Source organism: Pseudomonas sp. RIT-562 (assembly GCF_026241895.1).
In the GTDB taxonomy this organism is placed as follows: domain Bacteria; phylum Pseudomonadota; class Gammaproteobacteria; order Pseudomonadales; family Pseudomonadaceae; genus Aquipseudomonas; species Aquipseudomonas mandelii_F.
Genome location: NZ_JAPJIV010000002.1, coordinates 108986 through 123302, shown reverse-complemented (window position 1 = coordinate 123302; position 14317 = coordinate 108986). Strand labels below are relative to the sequence as shown.

At 52.8% G+C, this 14317-nt stretch carries 16 protein-coding genes and 1 pseudogene; 7 read left to right on the top strand and 10 right to left on the bottom strand.

Annotation, left to right across the window (positions count from 1 at the left end; genetic code table 11):
- Nucleotides 1-54: 54 nt before the first annotated feature.
- The gene (locus tag ORL50_RS03315; protein WP_266009805.1) at nucleotides 55-849 is read left to right on the top strand and encodes a DNA adenine methylase; all 795 of its coding nucleotides are present in this window, start codon (nucleotides 55-57) and stop codon (nucleotides 847-849) included.
- A gap of 625 nt (nucleotides 850-1474) precedes the next feature.
- Here ORL50_RS03315 and ORL50_RS03310 read toward each other — a convergent pair.
- From ORL50_RS03310 to ORL50_RS03300, 3 genes and pseudogenes are all read right to left on the bottom strand, one after another.
- A pseudogene (locus ORL50_RS03310) lies at nucleotides 1475-2182 on the bottom strand (SOS response-associated peptidase family protein).
- A 23-nt stretch (nucleotides 2183-2205) separates the two neighbouring features.
- On the bottom strand, nucleotides 2206-2934 hold the full coding sequence (locus ORL50_RS03305; protein ID WP_266009803.1) for a hypothetical protein: 729 nt from the start codon (nucleotides 2932-2934) through the stop codon (nucleotides 2206-2208).
- Between the two features lie 168 nt (nucleotides 2935-3102).
- A complete protein-coding gene (locus tag ORL50_RS03300) occupies nucleotides 3103-3336 on the bottom strand; it encodes a hypothetical protein (protein ID WP_266009802.1) in 234 nt (77 codons plus the stop codon).
- A gap of 583 nt (nucleotides 3337-3919) precedes the next feature.
- Here ORL50_RS03300 and ORL50_RS03295 point away from each other — a divergent pair.
- Nucleotides 3920-4690, top strand: coding sequence for a hypothetical protein (locus ORL50_RS03295; RefSeq protein WP_266009800.1), 771 nt, complete (start codon nucleotides 3920-3922; stop codon nucleotides 4688-4690).
- A gap of 152 nt (nucleotides 4691-4842) precedes the next feature.
- Here ORL50_RS03295 and ORL50_RS03290 read toward each other — a convergent pair whose 3' ends face one another.
- The 5 genes from ORL50_RS03290 to ORL50_RS03270 all read right to left on the bottom strand — a co-directional run bounded on the left by ORL50_RS03290 (nucleotide 4843) and on the right by ORL50_RS03270 (nucleotide 8389).
- Nucleotides 4843-5799 carry a DUF4238 domain-containing protein gene (locus ORL50_RS03290; protein ID WP_266009798.1) on the bottom strand — a complete coding sequence of 319 codons (957 nt, stop codon included), beginning with the start codon at nucleotides 5797-5799 and terminating at the stop codon, nucleotides 4843-4845.
- Nucleotides 5800-5869: 70 nt separating this feature from the next.
- Nucleotides 5870-6082: a hypothetical protein gene (locus ORL50_RS03285; protein ID WP_266009796.1), complete on the bottom strand. Its 213-nt coding sequence runs from the start codon at nucleotides 6080-6082 to the stop codon at nucleotides 5870-5872.
- A 403-nt stretch (nucleotides 6083-6485) separates the two neighbouring features.
- Nucleotides 6486-6998, bottom strand: a complete 513-nt coding sequence (locus tag ORL50_RS03280) for a hypothetical protein (RefSeq protein WP_266009794.1) — start codon at nucleotides 6996-6998, stop codon at nucleotides 6486-6488.
- Between the two features lie 143 nt (nucleotides 6999-7141).
- A complete protein-coding gene (locus ORL50_RS03275) occupies nucleotides 7142-7828 on the bottom strand; it encodes a hypothetical protein (protein ID WP_266009792.1) in 687 nt (228 codons plus the stop codon).
- 393 nt (nucleotides 7829-8221) lie between these two features.
- The gene (locus ORL50_RS03270; protein WP_266009791.1) at nucleotides 8222-8389 is read right to left on the bottom strand and encodes a hypothetical protein; all 168 of its coding nucleotides are present in this window, start codon (nucleotides 8387-8389) and stop codon (nucleotides 8222-8224) included.
- Nucleotides 8390-9100: 711 nt separating this feature from the next.
- Between ORL50_RS03270 and ORL50_RS03265 the strand changes: the two genes are divergently transcribed.
- From ORL50_RS03265 to recX, 3 genes are all read left to right on the top strand, one after another.
- The gene (locus ORL50_RS03265; protein ID WP_266009789.1) at nucleotides 9101-9601 is read left to right on the top strand and encodes a CinA family protein; all 501 of its coding nucleotides are present in this window, start codon (nucleotides 9101-9103) and stop codon (nucleotides 9599-9601) included.
- Nucleotides 9602-9684: 83 nt separating this feature from the next.
- Nucleotides 9685-10737, top strand: a complete 1053-nt coding sequence (gene recA, locus ORL50_RS03260; protein ID WP_045057550.1) for a recombinase RecA — start codon at nucleotides 9685-9687, stop codon at nucleotides 10735-10737.
- A gap of 8 nt (nucleotides 10738-10745) precedes the next feature.
- Nucleotides 10746-11213 carry a recombination regulator RecX gene (gene recX, locus ORL50_RS03255; RefSeq protein WP_266009787.1) on the top strand — a complete coding sequence of 156 codons (468 nt, stop codon included), beginning with the start codon at nucleotides 10746-10748 and terminating at the stop codon, nucleotides 11211-11213.
- 43 nt (nucleotides 11214-11256) lie between these two features.
- On the opposite strand, the gene ORL50_RS03250 is transcribed toward recX, so the two are convergent.
- Complete coding sequence (locus tag ORL50_RS03250; protein WP_266009786.1) at nucleotides 11257-12375, bottom strand: LOG family protein; 1119 nt, start codon at nucleotides 12373-12375, stop codon at nucleotides 11257-11259.
- A 362-nt stretch (nucleotides 12376-12737) separates the two neighbouring features.
- On the opposite strand from ORL50_RS03250, the gene ORL50_RS03245 reads away from it, so the two are divergent.
- Nucleotides 12738-12932 (top strand): hypothetical protein, encoded by a 195-nt coding sequence (locus ORL50_RS03245; RefSeq protein WP_266009785.1) that lies wholly within the window; start codon nucleotides 12738-12740, stop codon nucleotides 12930-12932.
- Here ORL50_RS03245 and ORL50_RS03240 read toward each other — a convergent pair whose 3' ends face one another.
- On the bottom strand, nucleotides 12933-13358 hold the full coding sequence (locus tag ORL50_RS03240) for a PA3611 family quorum-sensing-regulated virulence factor (protein ID WP_266009784.1): 426 nt from the start codon (nucleotides 13356-13358) through the stop codon (nucleotides 12933-12935).
- A 160-nt stretch (nucleotides 13359-13518) separates the two neighbouring features.
- Between ORL50_RS03240 and ORL50_RS03235 the strand changes: the two genes are divergently transcribed.
- The gene (locus tag ORL50_RS03235; protein ID WP_266010590.1) at nucleotides 13519-14277 is read left to right on the top strand and encodes a tRNA-uridine aminocarboxypropyltransferase; all 759 of its coding nucleotides are present in this window, start codon (nucleotides 13519-13521) and stop codon (nucleotides 14275-14277) included.
- The last annotated feature ends 40 nt before the right edge of the window (nucleotides 14278-14317 follow it).

Sequence of the window (14317 nt, the reverse complement as noted above, 5' to 3'; positions counted from 1 at the left end):
AAAGCGCGGCGAGCCTAGCACCTGTTTATCCATACAGTAAAGGTCTTGCTATCAATGTCCACACCCATCATCCCTTGGATGGGCGGCAAACGCCGCCTGGCCGACCGTCTCATTCCTCTTTTTCCGCCCCACGAATGCTACGTCGAAGTCTTTGCCGGCGGTGCCGCGCTCTACTTCATGCGCCCCCAGGCTGCACCCGTTGAAGTCCTCAACGATATTAACGGCGACTTGGTCACGCTGTACCGTGTAGTGCAGAACCACCTCGAAGAGTTTGTGCGCCAATTCAAATGGGCGCTAAGCTCGCGTCAGGTATTCGAGTGGCAGAAAATGACCCGCCCCGAAACACTCACCGACATCCAGCGCGCGGCCCGATTCTTCTACCTGCAGCACCATGCCTTCGCCGGCAAGGTCACCGGGCAGACGTTCGGCACTGCGACCACTGGCCCCGCCATAAACCTGCTGCGGATCGAGGAAAATCTCTCGGCCGCGTGGCAGCGCCTGTCTGGAACCTACGTCGAACACCTACCTTGGCTCGAATGTGCGGAACGCTACGACCGTGCCCATACCTTCCATTACATGGATCCACCTTACTGGCAGACCGCAGGCTACGGGGTGGACTTTCCGTTTGAGAATTACGAGCGGATGGCCGACTTCATGCGCCGATGCAAAGGCAAGGTGATGGTCAGTATCAACGACCATCCAGACATTCGCCGGGTGTTCGAGGGCTTTCACTTCGAAACATTGGATATCCGCTATTGCAACACCAATCAAAGGCAAGGAAAGACCGAGGTCAGCGGGGAGCTGGTGATCATGAATTGGGCGCCGGAAGCATTGGGAGGATTGTTTTAGTCCTCACCAAAGAGTTTTTTGGCAAAAAAGTGAATTAGCCGAATAGTCTCAATGGCAAGGATTAGGCACAGTCGTACAGAGCTAATGAACTTCATTGACTTTCTCGAAGTGGTTAGAGGGTTTACGTGCTTAGTGCGGCTGCTGCTTTTACTTGTATCGTTAGACGTGTAATACCTTAATTTTAATTTGTGGGGGACGTCAAGCGGGATGTTATTAATCAGGATGCGAACTGGCCATTGGGCAATGGGTGTATGCGAGGAGTGTGCCCCCGGGCTATAGGTGTATAAATGAATTTTGCCCTAGGGTTAAGGGTGTATGGCAACGAATAAGATTCGTGGTTTGATAGATGTGAGTTGAAAAATTTTTACGTTGGAATAGCTCTGCGAATTAGCGATTAACGAATTAAAGAATTAAAGAATTAAAGAATTAAAGAATTAAAGAATTAAAGAATTAAAGAATTAAAGAATTAAAGAATTAAAGAATTAAAGAATTAAAGAATTAAAGAATTAACTCTTTAACGCTTTAACGCTTTAACGCTTTAACGCTTTGAAGAAAGAAACGCCACGCAGCATCATTTCGATGTACTCGAGGTTGATGGTCGCCAAAATTACTCATCGACGTCGACTTAAAACAGTTCATCACCAGCAGGTGCTTCCTCCGCCGGCAGTATCAGATCGGGGCTCTGGTTTCGCACATTGCCAATTGCACGGTCAATTTTGAACCACTCGAATGCCTCGGTCGGCTCACCTTGGAGCGATGCCATCTGCTCGGCTCGTTCCTCCGGCGTGGCCGGATACAGCCATTCACGGGCCAGTTTCGCCGTTAATGCGACCGGCCGGCGATCGTGGATGTCCACCATACCGCCTGCACTGTCCGCCGTGATAATGACAAAACCATCGTGCTCGCCTGGTTCATGTTCTGCGATTGGATACTGCCCAATGGCAGCGCAAAGTATGGGCGACTGATCCCTGTGACGTATGAGGTAGGGCTGCTTCTTCGGGCCTCCCTCATCAACCCACTCGAACCAGTTGTCGATGGCAATGATTTACCGGTGCGGCCAGATTGCGCGAAAAAATGGACCATGGGCGACTTTCTCGACTCTGGCATTGATCGGCTCGGCACGGTCTTTTGCCCAGTGCGGACGCCACCCCCAGCGAACCATGTCGGCACGCAGAAACTCACCTTCTCGGTGGAAGAGGGCGAGGCGTGTACTCGGTGCTGCGTTAAAACGCTCGAAAGGCTGGTCGCCGGCATAGTTGATCGAGACGTTAGGAATGCTCAGCGCCGCGACAAAGTCGTGAATGCCCCGATACTGGCTGAGTCGTCCGCACATAATGATTTCCTCTGACTATGTCTTCAAGGTTGACCTGTGCCGGCCTGCTTCGTCACAAAACCTTTACCCGAGCAGGTTGAGCAATCCTCACATTTGTCGAATCGATCAAAGCATGTAGGGCAGCAACGAAACTTGGCCAAGTCAATAAATGGCCGTATTTTTTCGAACGCGCATAGGTCTCGGCATTCCTGTGCCATTTGGGCCAAGTCCACAAGGGCACGGTAGAGATCTGGATCCTCGATCGGCACATGGGAGACGCCCTCGACGGTTCTTCCCGTTTCGATGAGGTCGTACATTTGGCCATCTGGTAGGGTCAATATAAGTCCAGTGATTCTGCCCACCGCGCCGGATGGGTTGAGCACCAAGTCCGCTCCATTGGCATCGCGGTAAATCTTCCCGTCGTAAGCGGGACGGGTACCGTCCGTTAGCGTCGCCGAGGCGTAGAAAATCGAACGACCAATTTTACCGAACAGCTCGGTGCTGCCGTGGCTGATGACGTCGTAGGTCGAGGCACCGCAATAGTGGGCCGCACAGGTTTGCAGTTCTTCAACGGCATGCCAGTAAGCGGCGTTGGCCATCTCGTTCAAGTCAAAGCGCTGGAGTTCGTCAATTACCCTTTCTGCCGTCAGGGTGGCGCTCATGGAGTGAAGTGTTTGCCTATAGGCCTCAGGGTTTTGCATACGAAAGTCGTGGTCGTCGAGGGTCGAGCGCCACTGTTGCAGCCTCAGCGCTTTGGCCTGATCGAAGTTCATGAGAAGGTTCACTGCCTTGTACTGGTTTTATATACAGTAATCTAGGTGTGACTTTCAGGCGAGAGTAAGGCGACGAGGGGGGAAGTGATTCTCTGTCGAGCCGAGGGCGGTAATGCGGCGAGGGTCGTGGCAAGCGCGCAGCCACGGGACGTTTCTCGTAACGCGCCGTCACCTGCTCGCGATTTTCTTGGCCAACAGCGCATCGTTGAATTCGTCATTGAATACGTCGAAATCGTCTTGATCGAAAATTCCTAACTCTTTCAGCTCAAGCATGCGTCCCCCGATCATGGGCCGACGCCAAGAACAAGATTCGGGGTCTCCGTCGGTCTGTAAGTCACTAATTTCTTCGCGCAATCGCGCCAGTCGCTGTGCTTTTATGGCTTCACTGGAATTGAGAGGCATGAACAGGGCTCCTTTGAGTTCACTTTGTTACTCCAAACGAATCAGGTTTAGCCTTCTTCGGCATCTTCATCGGACCCGTAAAGCGCCCCGCGCACAGCCTCTTCCAAGTCGATAAATGCGTCTTCTCGCTCTTCAGCGGCACGATACAAAGCTTTATGACAGGCTAGCCGCTCAGCCTCTTTACCCACATTTGCCGCAGTCTCTAGCGCGTCTACTGCGTCTGACACCGCTTGGCCTGCGGGCTAAGAACCGGAGAGATGAACGGCCTATGCGTCCAGTGCGAGGGGATCAATCGTCAGCATTTGCGGAGATTCCTTTCCTTAATAAGGGTCGATTATAGGGGCCGGAAAGATTTCTCCGGTAAGGGGTAAAACTTTTCCGATCCTGGGTTCTATTGGGCCGTTCGGATAGCGATTAGCCGACATCGGCCAGATCTAGGCCGCCCTCTTCCGCAAGTTGCTCCTTTACTGATCGAGGATGGCTGTTGACCTGGCGTGCTTTGTCGTTCGCCGCCACAGGATTTTCGTGTACTAGCTACTCTTTGAGCATTATGCTGATTCGCTCAACTATGGGAGGGAAGCCAGTGGATCTGTTTGAAATATCACCACACCTTGATCGAGCAAAAGAGCTTGTCGAACGTGACGAGGTGCACTCCTTACGATACGCATGCTTAGAGCTAAGATTTTGCTTTGAACTGATAGCTTATCGCCAACTCAGTCAATATGGCGACGTAGTACCGGGATCTTTATCAAAAGAATGGAAACCCGATCAAATTATTAGAACCTTGGCGTCGTTTGATCCTTTTTCTGATCAGAGTGGAAAGATGGACATAGGCTACCCATCCCCAGATGGAGCGCTGCCAGAAGAGTGGATTGCTGTCGGAAGTACGCAGGCGGTCAGCTGGAGGGAATTCAGAAAATACTACAATAAGTTAGGAAGCTATCTCCATGCTGCACGGGACAGCGGTGGCTCAAAAATCCTGCAGAGTCAATCGTTAGCTACGATGATCGCTGATCTGGAGAGAGTGCGAAGTGCAACATTGATCCTTGCGACGAAAAACGTAATTAACGCTAACTGCGATTGCGGCAATATAGTTCACATCGGTGAGTTTGAGTTCGAAAATGATGAGTTTGCTGTATGTGGAAATAGTAAGTGCAATGCTCTATACCGTAAAGTTGTGACAGAAGAAGGTGCAAAAGTACTTGTTCCTGTGAAAGTTTTTACAGCGACTTGTGAGTGTGAGGCGAAGATTCCAGTTCCGTTGGATAAGATTTGGGCGCCGTTTAGATGTTATAACTGTTCGTTGTCATATCGGTTGAATTTGCGTTACACACAATTAGAGCGTACGAAATAAGTTTGCACGATTGTCGAAATTATGGCCGGCAATCCGTCGGTCTTTTCATATTCAATCTTGTTCAGAATTATCCGATACGTTACGGGCAGAAAACAGCCACTGGCCTTGGTGGCAGTGGCGCGCGTGAGGGGATCGGCAGACGTCGCTAGGGATCAACGACTGGCCGGGTGCATTTTAAGGAGATCGGGTCCGTTGATAATCTCCATTTGAGGGCTCAAAGCAGTAAACGAACGCTTTGACGAGTAGATTTGCCTACTGCAGTAATTCGCCACTCGGGAATTGCTTGCCGCTACAAGCAAAGGGCTTGCAATTTGATATCCGCTCTCACCGTCGAAAATTCCGATCAAAACTAAGTTTTTTGTTAGCGGAAAAAGCACCTCTGTATCACGCATGCCAAATCCGGGGCTATGTCTGTACAGGGGAGGAATGTTGGACGGATTACGCCAAGTGATGGATACGGGATGGTCGCTTGTGATAAAGTGTCCGTCTTTTGGATTGACTCTATAAAGCATCCAACTCCTCTCCGCAAGTAGAGGCAAAGCAGTTTCGTGCATTGTTTGCTCGGAATTTAGATGGCTTTCGTTAGTAACTTCTATGTCATATTGGCCACCATCGAAGAAAGCTTTAACGTCAGTATAGGACGGGCTGTCTTCACTGATTATTCCTTCAGATCTCATTTCGGCTGTAACGTTGTCGTACATTTCGCGGCGATTGAGCAACATTCCCATCGTGATTTTGGCAATTTGAGAATGAAACTTGCGCATGCTCTCTCGTCGATCTGGATGCCGAACTGCCAGTAATGCCATAAGGTTCAAGATGGTATTTTTCGCCTCGCCCTCAAACGTATTAGTCAGGTTAATCTCCGCGACGGCAGGGGCTATGAGGGATTCGAAAATACCCATCCCAGACTCAATAGCATTGGCGTCCATCCCAGGAATAGAAACTCGGTTGAAGTCTCGCACTGCGCAGACATTTCGTGGGACGGTTTCAAATCGCTTTTCCGTAGCAACATCGAAAACGGTGAATTTTGATTTTTTCGACTCCCCATCTGTAAATGCTCGGAGATAAGTCTGAGGTACGTAATGATGATTTCTGGCGTCGGTACTCATTTTTGTCCTACGGTAAATAAGATATTGGCGACCTCCTCTCAACAGCATGGAAGTCAAATGGAGTGACTAATCAGAATTTTGCAGAGCGCAAACGAGCTAATGCCTGTTTTATGTGGCCAGCGTTGTCGCCAATAGTGTCCAGCGCGCCGCGTACGTTTCCACCAACTTCTATTAAACCCTGCTTTTCGACCGACAGTGTCAACTCCATCACCGCTGCCTCAAGGGCTAGTTGGTTGTGATAGATCCTTTCTAGTAGATCAGACATTGAGTATTCGCCTGGCATAACATCGTCTCCATTTGAGAAAAGCCAAGCATAGCAGTCACGTGGCCCCCGGTTGCTGCAGATGGTCGCGAAAAGGTGTCGACGGGAAAGGGAGGTCAGGCCGCTGTATGAAAGGTCGCACCGATCCATTTCTGGCGGGCAGGCTTTACCGGAACTAGCCCATCAAACGGAATCTTTTTTTGGCAAAATCAGGGCAAATTCAGGTCCGTTTCAAGCGGCTTTACGCCTTATGCTGAGCACGGTAATCCCTTTTTCTGTTGCCTAGAGCGGCCCTCAGATACGAAAGAAGGGGTTCGAATCCCTATCTACGTGCGCGCTCACATTCGACCCAAAGCCGATATTCTCTAAGCGAGCGCGGTATGCGCATTTCCTGATGGACGTGGAGAATGCCTTGAATCACCTATTAGGTAGCCAGTGATTTATTCTTGGCATTGTCTTTAAGATCCGAGGAACATCGGAACGCCACGAAATACGGAGAGGCCAATAAGCTGCCAACCAAAGAATTTATCCATCCTTCAATTTCCAGAATTTGTGACGACAGGCTGGCTCCAACCATGAAAAGCCCCCCATAAAGGCAGGCTCGAGAAATGGTTCCCACCAACAGTATATTTGGTACATGAAGTAATCTAAGCGACAACTCTTCATTTGAAACAAGCTTCCAGTTGTCGATTGACTTCTGCACACCATATAAGCAAAGCATGCCGCACGCAAAATAAAGAATTAACAAGGATGTCGAGAAGAATCTTAATGAGTTTACTTCAATTTCCAAAAATGGAATTATATAGGGAGCCTTGCTCGCCTCTGATATAGCTACGAAATAAGCGACTCCGGAAACGGTTACTCCAGATATTAATGCTTTTTGCGCCAGCTCCAAAGAATCATGATAGTAATTTACTGCGATTTCATCGAGATCCATTTCTATACCATAGTGGCGTACGGGGTTTTTGGGAGTTTTTGACTCTGAGTGGTTAGCGAACCGACCCAGTCATCAGACCGGCAAGCAGTTTACCTGCTTCGCAGGTCGAACGGACTCAGGCCGAGGAATTTGTACAGAAATTACTATTTTAGAGTCGACTCTCCAAACAATTTAAAATGCATCTCTCCGGAAACTCGAGCAGGTGCAGGTTCGTCCGAGCCAAACTCATAAATATTTATAACTGGGCTACGCCCGCTATTTACAATTTCCAAGAAATCGCGAGTCCGTCCCCACCATTCATTTATCGGAAGCTCGACCCCATCATAAGACAAAAAGTATTCATAATCAGATTTCTGGTGCGCATTGACTGGCGAAAAAACCACGACACCTAACATCCCAAAAATTATTCGATCGCTTAACCTGACTGTCCCATCCACAAGATCCAATTTGAAATGAGTTGTCCCATGCGGGCCGGCGGCGTCAGGGATCAATTCGAAACCCTTAAGTAACTCATCTCCATGGCCGTGGCTGCATCGGTGTATCTTATAAATCAAATCTGCCAAATCAAATTCCTTGATTTGGGGGTTGGATTTTTTAAGATCTACTCCAAATCGAGTTTTGTCCAAATCGACTCCGGGTATTCCCATTGGCCCAAGAATTGAGTAATTATCACGCAACAAGGTTGTAAACTTCGCTCTATCCCCTTCGATACTTTTGTAAGCTTTAGTCGCTGTACCGTTGACTGCGTTGCATGCATGCAGCATGGCCGACTCAGAATCTCCACTTTGCCAGTCAGCAATTGCTTTGGCGACTGAATCGACAATTCTCATAAAGATGTCTCCACTGATGTTTGTGCTGGAGCGTAGCGCATCACAGAGTGATCGGCTTCAGCTTTTCATTTGACGATTGAGCCACTACTGAGTGTGCGGTGAACGCACCAGAATCGGTAAGATTAGGTGGCGGTCCTCGCATGTGCTTAAGAGCCGTAAGCCAGCACGCTGAACGTTAACTGGTACAGAGACATTGGAACGCTTACCAACCCCCGGGACTGCATTGGAAAGCGCTCATTGCCCAATCAAGATGGCCGGGGACTGAGCCGCCCCGGGTATCTTAGACAAATCTGACGGTCAACCAATAGTTCGAAAAGAGGCTTTCGTCCAAGTCCACTTTTGGCTGTGCAGTCAATCCGGTGTCATCAGTACCGCGGTCGTCATCATGATGAATTATTTATTGCGGTCGATAGCCGTCAGGGTGCCGCGAACGTTGCCGGCAACCTCGGCCGAACCACGCTGCTCAACCCAATTTGAGAGTTCCAAAATTGCGGCTTCCAGGGCGAGCTGGTTTTCATTGATTTTGTACAGCAGGGAAGGGAGCAGGTCTGTATTTGGCATCGCGATTCCGTGAAGAGGAAAGCGGTAGCAGCTTGAAAACTTCATGAGTCGGGTGGAGTCAAAGAGGCTGGGCGCCAATGCACCAAGGTATTTGACAGTAGCGACAGTGCTCGGGATTGGAGTCGAAAACGGTTGCTTAAAATTTGCTACAGGGGGAGGAGAGGAAACAGAATTTAATGATGGGCGAATATTGCTGGTACGAAATTGGTACGGAGGTTTTTTTGGCCGTCATCTGAGCCTTTATTTTCTGGTGTGTGGCGGTAAGTCAGTCCAATCCATCGTCGGAGCGATTGCTTGAAAGCCGTGGGGCGAAAATGGGGCAAACCGACCGCCAATCTATGCCACTCAATGCCAACTGAACACTTTCAGTAATTTGTCAAAGAAGCCCTACAGGCTTTATGGGGAGGGGCTATAGCACGTTTTCGTCTTCATACTCCAACACAATCGGCGTGTGGGAGGACAGATCGGAGAGCGCTTTATTCATCGGATATCAGGCAAATTCGTTGAAAGGTGTAGGGCAAAGGAGGGACGTCGGCCCGGCTTTTCCGCGATGGGCGCAAGATTACCATGGGCGGTCCGCCTGCCGCAGGAGTGAAAGCCTTGGAATGCATTTGCTTGCGCGCGCTCCTCACATTTTGAAGTGGGCCGTGCCTTGCAAGCGCTATCGGCTCGTGTACGGTAGTTCTCATCCCGCCCGACAAGGAGATGACCGTGAAAGAAATCACCCAGCTTGCCGCTGAACTTGGCAGACGCCTGCAGGTTCTCAATGCTCATGTCACCACGGCCGAGTCGTGCACCGGTGGCGGGATCGCGGAGGCGATTACCCGGATCCCGGGGAGTTCGGCGTGGTTCGAGGCCGGGTATGTCACCTATTCCAACCGGCAGAAAACCGCACAGTTGAATGTTCCCGAGCCGCTGTTTGCCACGGTCGGGGCGGTCAGCCGCGAGGTGGTCGAGGCCATGGTCAGGGGCGCCCAGGAAAAAAGCCGCGCGACGTTTGCCGTGGCGGTCAGTGGAGTCGCCGGCCCGGATGGCGGCTCCCCAAGCAAGCCGGTGGGGACGGTCTGGCTGGCCTGGGGCGTCGGCGAACAGGTGTTCAGCGAGGTCCAGCACTTCCCGGGCAATCGCGACGAGGTCCGCCGACAAACGGTGAAGGCCGCGCTAGAGGGGCTGCTACGGCATGCCGCTTCAGAAATCTCAAATCAGGGGTAGGCGATCCTGAAGCGCTGTGGAATAATACTGTCTACTTATACAGGTGTTGGCCGTCAGGCCTTATTGATTACGTGAGGACTTTAATGGACGACAACAAGAAGAAAGCCTTGGCTGCGGCCCTGGGTCAGATCGAACGTCAATTCGGCAAGGGTGCCGTAATGCGTATGGGCGATCAAGACCGTCAGGCGATCCCGGCTATCTCTACTGGCTCTCTGGGTCTGGACATCGCGCTCGGCATTGGCGGTCTGCCAAAAGGTCGTATCGTTGAAATCTACGGTCCTGAATCCTCGGGTAAAACCACACTGACGCTGTCGGTCATCGCCCAGGCGCAAAAAGCCGGTGCGACCTGCGCATTCGTCGACGCCGAACACGCACTCGACCCTGAGTACGCCGGCAAGCTGGGCGTCAATGTCGACGACCTGCTGGTGTCCCAGCCGGACACTGGCGAGCAGGCCCTGGAAATCACCGACATGCTGGTGCGTTCCAACGCGGTTGACGTGATCATCGTCGACTCCGTGGCAGCCCTGGTTCCAAAGGCCGAGATCGAAGGCGAAATGGGCGACATGCACGTTGGCCTGCAAGCCCGTCTGATGTCCCAGGCCCTGCGCAAAATCACCGGTAACATCAAGAACGCCAACTGCCTGGTTATCTTCATCAACCAGATCCGGATGAAAATCGGCGTCATGTTTGGCAGCCCGGAAACCACTACCGGTGGTAACGCGCTGAAGTTCTACGCTTCGGTTCGTCTGGATATCCGCCGTACTGGCGCGGTGAAAGAAGGTGATGAAGTCGTTGGTAGTGAGACCCGCGTCAAGGTTGTGAAGAACAAGGTGGCTTCGCCGTTCCGTCAGGCAGAGTTCCAGATTCTTTACGGCAAGGGCATCTACCTCAATGGCGAGATGATCGACCTGGGCGTGCTGCATGGTTTCGTTGAGAAGTCCGGTGCCTGGTATGCCTATGAAGGCACCAAGATTGGTCAGGGCAAGGCTAACTCGGCCAAGTTCCTGGCGGATAACCCGGAAATTGCCGCGAAACTTGAGAAGCAGCTGCGCGACAAGCTGCTGAGCCCGGCACCAGACGTTAAAGCGCTGGCAGATCGAGTGAAAGCGGACGATCTGGTCGATGTAGATGTTTGATTGATCCAATGACCGCCGTACTCGATACACTCGTCGCAGTGCGACGAACCGCAATGGACCTGCTCGCACGACGCGAGCACGGTCGAGTCGAGCTGACGCGTAAACTGCGTCAGCGCGGCGCTCTCCCTGAAATGATCGACACTGCACTCGACCGTCTTACGGAAGAGGGCCTGCTGTCCGAATCCCGTTACCTTGAAAGCTTCGTTTCCTACCGTGCCCGCTCGGGTTATGGGCCGTTGCGTATTCGTGAAGAGCTGAGTCAGCGCGGCCTGCAACGCACTGATATCGAGCTGGCCCTGCGCGAGAGCGGGATCAGTTGGCAGGAGCAGCTGGAAGAGACCTGGCGGCGCAAGTTTGCCGGGCATCTACCGATAGATGCCAGGGAGCGGGCCAAGCAGGGCCGTTTCCTGAGTTATCGCGGATATTCAATGGAAATGATCAGCCGGCTGTTCAGCGGTCGAGGGATGGACGATTAAATGAAAAGGCCCGCTAGTGATAGCGGGCCTTTTTTTATGCGCGTCAGGTGACCTTGGAAGGTTCTCGCGTGCGCTGTTGCGCCTGGGGCCTGGATTGCGCCCAGTTTTCCGGCATATTGATGTAATCCACCAGTTGCCGCAGGCGCCCATGGTCGCGCGCGTTGAAGGTGAAGGCCAGTCGTGCCAGGTGGCTGAACTGTGCGTCGTCGTGTTCTTCACCGCTGTAGACATGTTGATGGAAATGGTCGCTCAGGCACAGATCGGCGAATGCTTCCTGCATGTGCTCCAGCGCCTGCTCGCTCAACTGGTGGTTCATGCGAATGATGAACTGGTGCTTGAGCCAGCGACTTGAGTGGAAGTTGCTGTAGAACTGGTTGATCTGCTCTACCGCCTCTTCGGCACTGTAGACCAGGCTGACGAGCTTCATGTCGGTGGGCAGGATGTAACGATTTTCTTCGAGTTGGTGATGGATGAAGTCCAGCGCACCCTGCCAGAAAGTGCCGCCTGGGGCATCCAGCAAGATGACCGGGACCAGTGGGCTCTTACCGGTCTGGATCAATGTCAGCACTTCCAGCGCTTCATCCAGGGTGCCGAAACCGCCTGGGCAGAGCACCAGTGCGTTGGCTTCCTTGACGAAAAACAGCTTGCGCGTGAAGAAGAAGTGAAACGACAGCAGGTTGGCCGTGCCCTGGACGGTAGGGTTGGCGTGTTGCTCGAAGGGCAGTGTGATATTGAACCCAAGGCTGTGTTCAAGGCCGGCGCCTTCGTGGGCTGCCGCCATGATCCCGCCACCGGCACCGGTGATTACCATCAGGTCTGAGCGCGCCAGGGCAGCGCCCAGCTCTCTGGCCAGTCCGTAAAGGGGATGTTCGACCGGCGTACGGGCAGAGCCGTAAACCGTGACTTTGCGCCGACCCTTGAACTGTTCCAGCACGCGGAAGGCGTGTTCCAGTTCGCGCAGGGCCTGCAGGGTGATCTTGGCGTTCCAGCGGTTGTGGTCTTCCTGCGCCATGCGCAGCACGGTGAGGATCATGTCGCGGTAAATCGGGGCATTCGGGCTGGCAGGGGAAACCAGGTTGAGTAGTTCTTCGACCTTGCTGGTGAGGTCGTGGCCGCTTTCTGCAAAATGACGGCTAAGGAGGTCATTCGGTTGGTAAGGCATTCAACTTCTCCTTGCGTGCGGGCTCTGGTTTTTTTCGGTGGATGAAAAAAACGGTCGCAACATCAAAATCCATAACGGGCGGCTCCTTCCCGACCCACAAATGTAATGGTGTGTACTCTAAATCTAGCCCTTGGCGATGAATTACGCAGGCTTGATCATTGCGCCGCAAAGTCTTTCCTGGCAATCGCTTATTGACGATTCGAAAAGTGATTTCACCGCTCGTCTGAACTTGGTCCGAGAATTGTGCGCTCTGATTTACTTACTTACAGGCGTAACGCGAGCGCTGTACGCAAAGGCAAGACGCACGGTGCACAGGGAATTAGTCGCGCAGTCAGGGCGAAAGGGCAAGGAGGCGGGAGGCTATGACCAGGGTCATTCTGGAAATCGATACGCAGCTGTATCGATTGCTGAAAGTATCAGCCGAGACCAATCATTTGAGTCTTGAGGAAGAGTGTTGCCGCCGTCTAGAGGGCGGCGAGCGGCGTTCGCGTTACCTGCAGGCGCTGGTAGCGGAACTGCGCGCCGAAGATGAACAGCGGCGCGCCAATTCCCGATGACTACTTCTTCTTGGTCGGACCCGCTTTCGGGCAATCCGACTCCTGATAGCTGGCGGAACCGACCGAGCGGTTGCTCTTGGTTTCAGTGAAGTCATAACGCATCACCGCACCCTTGGCCATAAGTTTGCGGAACGCTGGATTGTTGCAAACTGAGGCGCCCAGCTGGAAATACACGGCTTTGGGGTCGGAGCGCATCTTGTCGGCGTGGCTGCTTTGTACGCTCAAGTGGTTGATCAGCGTATTGCCTTCGACGGTATAGCCTTGATCAAGAATGTCTTCGTTGATCGCCCGTGGAGTGCCAACACTGCTTTGTGCGGCGACGTTTCGCAGTTCTCGGTTGAGATTCTGCTCACTCAAGGACGCAGCCTGAGCGCTGAAAGACGACGCCAGCAAAATGGCAGCGGTGGGAACGATAAGGCGCAGCATGAAACTCTCCTGGTTCAGTGACTGGTGGTTCGACCCGTCACATGACTGTGCGTTCAGTGGCGGCGAATTATAGAGGGCGAGGCCTGGACGGTACAGGCTTGCGCGGCCTGCTCTGATAAACTGCGACTACTTTATGCCCAGCCGAGTCTTGTTCGTGTCGATAATCCCTTCTGCCCCCCACTTTGCGGCGAACGCCGTTGCCCGTTTGCGCGATCAGCGTGAGGAGGAGGGTATCAAGCCGATTCAGGCCCGCGGCTGGAGGGCGACCCGCTGCCGTGCCTGTCGCGTGATCGAGAGCCATTGCCTGTGTGCCTGGCGTCCGCAGGTGGAGGCGCGCTCAGGGGTGTGCCTGATCATGACCAACAAGGAAGTGTTCAAGCCCAGCAATACCGGGTGGCTGATTGCCGATGTGGTACCCGACAACCATGCGTTCATCTGGTCCCGCACCGAAACCGACCCGCAGTTGCTCGCATTGCTCTGCGATCCGCAATGGCAACCCTACCTGGTGTTTCCGGGCGAGTACGTCGAACCTGAGCGGGTGACCAACACCGTCGAAGTCGATAGCGCCAAGCGCCCGTTGTTTATTCTGCTGGATGCCACCTGGACCGAAGCACGGAAGATTTTCCGTAAAAGTCCTTATTTCGACGCGCTGCCGATCCTGAGCCTGCTGCCTGAAAAACTATCGCGCTATCGACTGCGCCGCTCGACCCGCAGCGAGCATCTGTGCACCGCCGAGGTCGCGGCGCTGTGCCTTGATCTGGCGGGGGATGTCGAGGCTGCGTCGGCGCTTGACGCTTATTTTGATGTGTTCAGCCAGCACTACTTGGATGCCAAGCACCAGCTGGATATGAACGTTACAACCCCCGCACATGCCGAGTTGATGCCCTTTGTGCACAACGACACTGCGGCCTCGTGCTGATTGTCGCCCATACTGTAAAGATCTGTACTGGCCATGCACC

Excerpts from the sequence above, each read along its gene's own strand:
- ORL50_RS03250 (WP_266009786.1), bottom strand. The coding sequence starts at position 12,375 with ATGCCTTACCAACCGAATGACCTCCTTAGCCGTCATTTTGCAGAAAGC.
- recA (WP_045057550.1), top strand. The coding sequence starts at position 9,685 with ATGGACGACAACAAGAAGAAAGCCTTGGCTGCGGCCCTGGGTCAGATC.
- ORL50_RS03245 (WP_266009785.1), top strand. The coding sequence starts at position 12,738 with ATGACCAGGGTCATTCTGGAAATCGATACGCAGCTGTATCGATTGCTG.
- ORL50_RS03300 (WP_266009802.1), bottom strand. The coding sequence starts at position 3,336 with ATGCCTCTCAATTCCAGTGAAGCCATAAAAGCACAGCGACTGGCGCGA.
- recX (WP_266009787.1), top strand. The coding sequence starts at position 10,746 with ATGACCGCCGTACTCGATACACTCGTCGCAGTGCGACGAACCGCAATG.
- ORL50_RS03315 (WP_266009805.1), top strand. The coding sequence starts at position 55 with ATGTCCACACCCATCATCCCTTGGATGGGCGGCAAACGCCGCCTGGCC.
- ORL50_RS03270 (WP_266009791.1), bottom strand. The coding sequence starts at position 8,389 with ATGCCAAATACAGACCTGCTCCCTTCCCTGCTGTACAAAATCAATGAA.
- ORL50_RS03240 (WP_266009784.1), bottom strand. The coding sequence starts at position 13,358 with ATGCTGCGCCTTATCGTTCCCACCGCTGCCATTTTGCTGGCGTCGTCT.
- ORL50_RS03275 (WP_266009792.1), bottom strand. The coding sequence starts at position 7,828 with ATGAGAATTGTCGATTCAGTCGCCAAAGCAATTGCTGACTGGCAAAGT.
- ORL50_RS03290 (WP_266009798.1), bottom strand. The coding sequence starts at position 5,799 with ATGAGTACCGACGCCAGAAATCATCATTACGTACCTCAGACTTATCTC.
- ORL50_RS03285 (WP_266009796.1), bottom strand. The coding sequence starts at position 6,082 with ATGCCAGGCGAATACTCAATGTCTGATCTACTAGAAAGGATCTATCAC.
- ORL50_RS03305 (WP_266009803.1), bottom strand. The coding sequence starts at position 2,934 with ATGAACTTCGATCAGGCCAAAGCGCTGAGGCTGCAACAGTGGCGCTCG.
- ORL50_RS03280 (WP_266009794.1), bottom strand. The coding sequence starts at position 6,998 with ATGGATCTCGATGAAATCGCAGTAAATTACTATCATGATTCTTTGGAG.